Origin of the sequence: Lentzea sp. NPDC003310, from assembly GCF_040610935.1 — a bacterium.
GTDB lineage: Bacteria > Actinomycetota > Actinomycetes > Mycobacteriales > Pseudonocardiaceae > Lentzea.
The window spans coordinates 1-1,116 of sequence record NZ_JBEXNC010000069.1 but is presented as its reverse complement, the minus strand read 5'-3'; the positions used below and the strand labels follow the sequence as shown (position 1 = coordinate 1,116).

At 24.6% G+C, this 1,116-nt stretch carries 1 protein-coding gene and 1 pseudogene; both read left to right on the top strand.

Features of this window, described 5'->3' with window-relative positions:
- Positions 1 to 71: 71 nt before the first annotated feature.
- A complete protein-coding gene (locus ABZX02_RS43990; protein ID WP_355307977.1) occupies positions 72 to 398 on the top strand; it encodes a hypothetical protein in 327 nt (108 codons plus the stop codon).
- 90 nt (positions 399 to 488) lie between these two features.
- Positions 489 to 1,116, top strand: a pseudogene (locus ABZX02_RS43985) (hypothetical protein); the annotation flags it as partial.

The window sequence follows — 1,116 nt, the reverse complement described above, 5'->3', positions numbered from 1 at the left end:
AATAAATGGACACATATTATTTAAAAAGCTTAATCTTTGACTTAACAATTCTTGAATATGAGGTGTTATGTGTGGCATTGCCAAATTATAATAAACATAGACTTATTAAAAAAGCTTTTAAAAAAACTAATTCCTTAAGAAAAATACAATTACTTTCTAAAAAATACAAAGGTGAGGCTTATTATAAGCAACATAAATTTATATTGGAGTATTTATATTATAAAAAGAGTAGTAAGGTTCCCCCGATTTTAAAGTACATACAAGGACAGAAATTTTTAGAAAAATACCGTACTTTAGAAGTAAGCGTAAAAGATTATTCGAAAAAAGAAATTAAAACTATCTTTAATGACATATCTAAAGGTCAATTAGAGAAACGTATAGCATGTAATCCTAATTAATCCCCCTAAAATCTTGATTGAATATTACTTATCTATAGAAATTAGCTGAAATATAAAATTCAATTAAATTTTTATAATAAAGGAGAAATTATGAAACAAAAACGCATTGTAAGTTTAGATATTATTAGAGGTTTAGCGATATATCTTATAGTCTTTATGAATAGTTTAGAAGTATTTCCTAGAGTAGCCGGTGAAAATATTATAAAGACGCATACAGATGCTACCATTTATAATATTGAAGAAGTTTTTATAGAAAATAAGTTCATTGGTTTATTCTCATTACTATTCGGTATTAGTATGGGTATATTTATGGATAATGCACGTAGAAAAAGCTTATCACCTTTAAAATTAATGTTTAGGAGACTTTTATTCCTGTTAATCGTAGGTATTATAACCTCTATGTTTTTAACACCCTTTTTTGCTTATGCTATCATAGGTTTAATTATTATGTTCGTTGAAAATTTAAAAAAAACTAAATTAACATTAAGTTTATTAATAATTGTTAGTCTATCTTTTATTGGTATCAGTATTTACCAGAGTAACTTATTTCATCTTACTCTTGCCATTACTTTAGACATGCTTTTAGGACTATTTTTATGGCAAAGTGGAACAATATCTAATTTCAAAAAATATAAGCGTCAATATTTAATTTCATTAATCATAGGATTTATTACTATTATTATAGTAGGGTTAAACCAAAAATACTTTAATATCTATA